This is a genomic window from Synechococcales cyanobacterium T60_A2020_003 (genome assembly GCA_015272205.1).
GTDB lineage: Bacteria > Cyanobacteriota > Cyanobacteriia > RECH01 > RECH01 > JACYMB01.
The window spans coordinates 1-3,720 of sequence record JACYMB010000111.1 but is presented as its reverse complement, the minus strand read 5'-3'; the positions used below and the strand labels follow the sequence as shown (position 1 = coordinate 3,720).

The following is a 3,720-nucleotide window of genomic DNA, read 5'->3' as shown; positions in this document are numbered from 1 at the left end:
GCCATTGTTTGAATCGCAAGGTCACTATAAAGAACTGACGCGCCGGGTTTGCCGCTCAACTCCTCGACGACCCACTGCTCTAGGACAGATTCGTCGATCCAGAAGGTGAGGCTTCCCCTAGCCTTCAATCCAGCGTTATACTCTGACCAGTTGCGGATGCGGTATTGAGGTTTCATGGCAGGTTTTATGTGTGATAACTGAAATTTACCATGCCTCTCCCGCCCGTAACCCCTCTTTCATGCAACAACGCCCAGGTAAACTGTAGCGATCCGGTAGCCTTTGGGAGGAGGTTGATCGATGTCAAAGACTTCCCGTTCTAGGCGAATTAGGGTATCTAAAAATCTTTCTGGCGTTGGGTTTGCTGCTACATAGCCGTCATAGATTGCATCAAAGTTGAGGAGACGGGTCATTGCTTTTTCAACCAGATCTAGACTCCACAGCAAGCTTTGGTCAAGGCTATCCGCTTGGGTATTGAGCATATGCTGAATTTTATAAACGCGCTCGCGAATGAACTCGCCGGGGGGAGGAGTCAGAGCAAGCTGCTGTTCACAAGACTCAATGACATGCAGCCGCAGTGCTTGAATGCGATCGTTTAAAGTCTCTGAACCTTGATTCGGTAACGCACGATCGTAATCCTGTTCAATGCGAGTCAGTACCCGTTCTGCGATCGCCCGCAACCGATCATATGGACTATGGGACGAATCAGAGGCGAGATTCAATTCCCGTTCCAGTCGCCTCAGCGTTTGCTCAATCACCGACTCCATATTGCCTGTGTAGCGATATTTAATGCTGATCGGAATGGCGTATAGATCGGGAATCGCTTCGTTTTTCTTTGCAAATCTATTTAAAGCCTGAAACGCCATTTGTACCGCTCCCACCCGAAACGGCATCACCGTATCGTTTTGAAACGAGCAGCCTCCCTCTGGAAAAATCACCAAATGGCAAGCAGGTTCAGTCAACAGGGTTAAGGTTTGGGCAATGCTCGCCCGATCAGCCAAGCCGCGCCGAATTGAGTACATGCCTAAATGTTGGAGCATCCACCGCAGGACTTGGGTGAAGCGTTTTGACTGTGCTAGATAGTGGAGGGGCTTAAATCCAGCCGAAATCAAAAACATGGTGCCGGGATTATCGAAGGTTTCGTAGGCGGCCATGTAATAGAAGGCGCGTTTCAGCTTTGCCGACAGCAGAAACATGATGATGGGATCGTGAAAGGTGGGGTGATTGGGGAGCAACAGCACGCGATCGCCATCCAGGTGCTTGAGATGAGCTAACTGTTCCGGATCGACGCGGATTTCAACCCAGTAGATCCAGCGTGCCAGAAATGGAGCACATACCTGAACAGTGCGCACGATCCAGGGTGTAAGCTTCTGGGGGTAAAAGTCTTGTGGCGAAATCATACTCCTGGTTATAGCAGATTCGTCCCCCGTCATACATAGTTTTTATACCAATCGTTTATGATGCGGTGGCGTCACTCCCAAGAATGAAACGGAGTATAACGAATATGGCGTGTCCCAGAGGTCGGCAAGAAACGGATGTTTTCAGAACCCGCATACCCATTCTCTACATTTTGAACCGAGGCACTTATCCCATTTGATAGACAACAATTGCAGCATCTTTCTTAAAAATAGAGATAGAAACAGTCCATCCATGCTGGCAATGGCTGTTTAGGCGAGACCCAAACGGAGGATTCACAATGACTCATGAATCTAAGCATCACGAACCGATCCGTCAACCGCTGCGCCCAGAAGAGGTGAATTTGGAAGAGTGGAAAGCACAGCAGGAAAGCTTGAGAACCGAAGATTTGACCGTAAATCCAGGCGATCGCGTTGATAGCGCTAAAACCCTTGAGGAGAAGGCTCAACAGGTTGCCGTTAATGTTCCTGACATCACCGGAGATCATATTGTTGTTCCGACTTACTTTGTCGTGGAGGATGAGAACGGCGATCGCAAAGCTCTACATCATGTTACGGATGCTGAAGAAATTTCAGACGTGATTCGGCAAGCCAGAATGGACGAAAATGGCAACCGAACCTGGTGTTAATCAGGGTTGCTCCCTAGAATTCAAAGGGTTCTACGGGTAGATCAATCCACTCATGCCGGAACCGATCGGATACCAAGGGATGGACAATGAATCGAGGTGGACTTCCCGCCTTCACGTCAATTTTGAGACAAGAGTAGGGGCGATGTTTAGACGATCCGTGGCCTGTCCGTCCTAGGAATCGGAGCGATCGCGCAATCTCCACATCTTTTCCATCCCGTGTTTCCGTGAGCGTCAAGCCCTCATTTCGCTGGCGGCGCAAACTGTATCCACTTCCGCCACACACTAACCAGTTAATGTGAGCATCCCCCCGTTGCGTATCGCCAGTTTTCAAATGCTCAAAACAATGGGCATGGCCGTTGAGCACTAAATCTATAATAGGTCGATCATGTGGGCGATCGCCCACCGTTCGCGCAACTCCATCTAAGACTTGCCGCAGGCGTTCACGCACGGCCAAGGTTTGCGCCTGGTACCATTTGGTGGCTTCGGTGACATAGGGCGGATGGTGGAAAAAGAGAATGCGACCTCGCACCTCTGGAGTCTGCCAGGACTCGATCAGGCGATCGCGCAACCAGTCGAGTTGGGCTTGATCCACGGGGGAGGAATCCTGCACGGCAAGCTGTCTATTGATATCTTGCTCGACTTCCTCTAAGTATTCCAATTTTGTCCGCAGATCATCCAATCGTTCCGCCTGATCCGGATCATCGGGGTTCAAAAACATTCCTTCCATTAAGAGACTACGCTTCTGGTGTTCGATGTCGGCTCGTTTTTCGCGTAAGGCCGACCGCTGAGAGCGATCGCCGTCTTTGCTCATCGGTAAGGGTGCATTGAAGGTGTTGGAATCCAGGGCAAAAAAGTCAATGTTGCCATAGCGAAAGGTGTAGTAACGATTCGGTATGCGGGTAAAGACGCCCGGTTCGTAGCGCAAGCACCGTGAATCTCCCCATTGAACAGTGTAATGGTGCTTGAGGTGATCGATCAGCTTGGTGTTAACGGGATACTGACAGAGATAGTCGATAAATGCCCGAGCATAGGTATCCCCTTGGTAGGAACCATGCCAGCCAATGTCAATGTCGATTTTGGAACGGAGCAAAAAACGAATGGGTAAGGCGATCTGAGCCAATATCCCCACCCAAAACGGCAGATCGTAATAGTCATGGTTTCCAGGAACGGGCAAGAAGGGCGTTTGAAAGACCATTTCGCGATAGTCGATTGCTTCGGGGCGATCGCCTCCCTTCAGCAAAAAATGATAGGGTTCAATAAAATTTCGTTCATAATATTCGCTGGAACCCGTCAAATACACCACGTCCCCCGTATGCAGCACAAACTGACAGCTATCCAAATGCTCTGCGGCTTTTTCGGCAATGCGGCGTTGGGGATTGTGCCATCGGTGCGATCCTGACCCACTATCGCCTAAGACGGCGTTGTTGCATGAAAGAGGGGTTGCGGGCAGGAGAGGCATGGTAAATTTCAGTTATCACATATAAAACCTGCCATGAAACCTCAATACCGCATCCGCAACTGGTCAGAGTATAACGCTGGATTGAAGGCTAGGGGAAGCCTCACCTTCTGGATCGAAGAATCTGTGCTGGGGCAGTGGGTGGTCGAGGAGTTGAGCGGCAAACCCGGCGCGTCAGTTCTTTATAGTGACCTTGCGATTCAAACAATGGCGACCGTCAAAG

At 50.2% G+C, this 3,720-nt stretch carries 5 protein-coding genes; 2 read left to right on the top strand and 3 right to left on the bottom strand.

Annotated elements, in window-relative coordinates; all coding sequences use genetic code 11:
* On the bottom strand, window positions 1-176 hold a 176-nt coding region (locus IGR76_05755), incomplete at its 3' end, for a transposase (GenBank protein MBF2078022.1).
* A 60-nt stretch (window positions 177-236) separates the two neighbouring features.
* On the bottom strand, window positions 237-1,349 hold the full coding sequence (locus IGR76_05750; GenBank protein ID MBF2078021.1) for a 1-acyl-sn-glycerol-3-phosphate acyltransferase: 1,113 nt from the start codon (window positions 1,347-1,349) through the stop codon (window positions 237-239).
* A 344-nt stretch (window positions 1,350-1,693) separates the two neighbouring features.
* Here IGR76_05750 and IGR76_05745 point away from each other — a divergent pair, with 344 nt between their 5' ends.
* The gene (locus IGR76_05745; GenBank protein MBF2078020.1) at window positions 1,694-2,041 is read left to right on the top strand and encodes a hypothetical protein; all 348 of its coding nucleotides are present in this window, start codon (window positions 1,694-1,696) and stop codon (window positions 2,039-2,041) included.
* 13 nt (window positions 2,042-2,054) lie between these two features.
* Here the strand turns inward: IGR76_05745 and IGR76_05740 are convergent, their stop codons facing one another.
* Complete coding sequence (locus tag IGR76_05740; protein MBF2078019.1) at window positions 2,055-3,500, bottom strand: metallophosphoesterase; 1,446 nt, start codon at window positions 3,498-3,500, stop codon at window positions 2,055-2,057.
* Between the two features lie 33 nt (window positions 3,501-3,533).
* Between IGR76_05740 and IGR76_05735 the strand changes: the two genes are divergently transcribed.
* Window positions 3,534-3,720, top strand: a 187-nt coding sequence (locus tag IGR76_05735) for a transposase (protein ID MBF2078018.1), incomplete at its 3' end; no start/stop codon positions are given.

Excerpts from the sequence above, each read along its gene's own strand:
- IGR76_05745 (MBF2078020.1), top strand. The coding sequence starts at position 1,694 with ATGACTCATGAATCTAAGCATCACGAACCGATCCGTCAACCGCTGCGC.
- IGR76_05740 (MBF2078019.1), bottom strand. The coding sequence starts at position 3,500 with ATGCCTCTCCTGCCCGCAACCCCTCTTTCATGCAACAACGCCGTCTTA.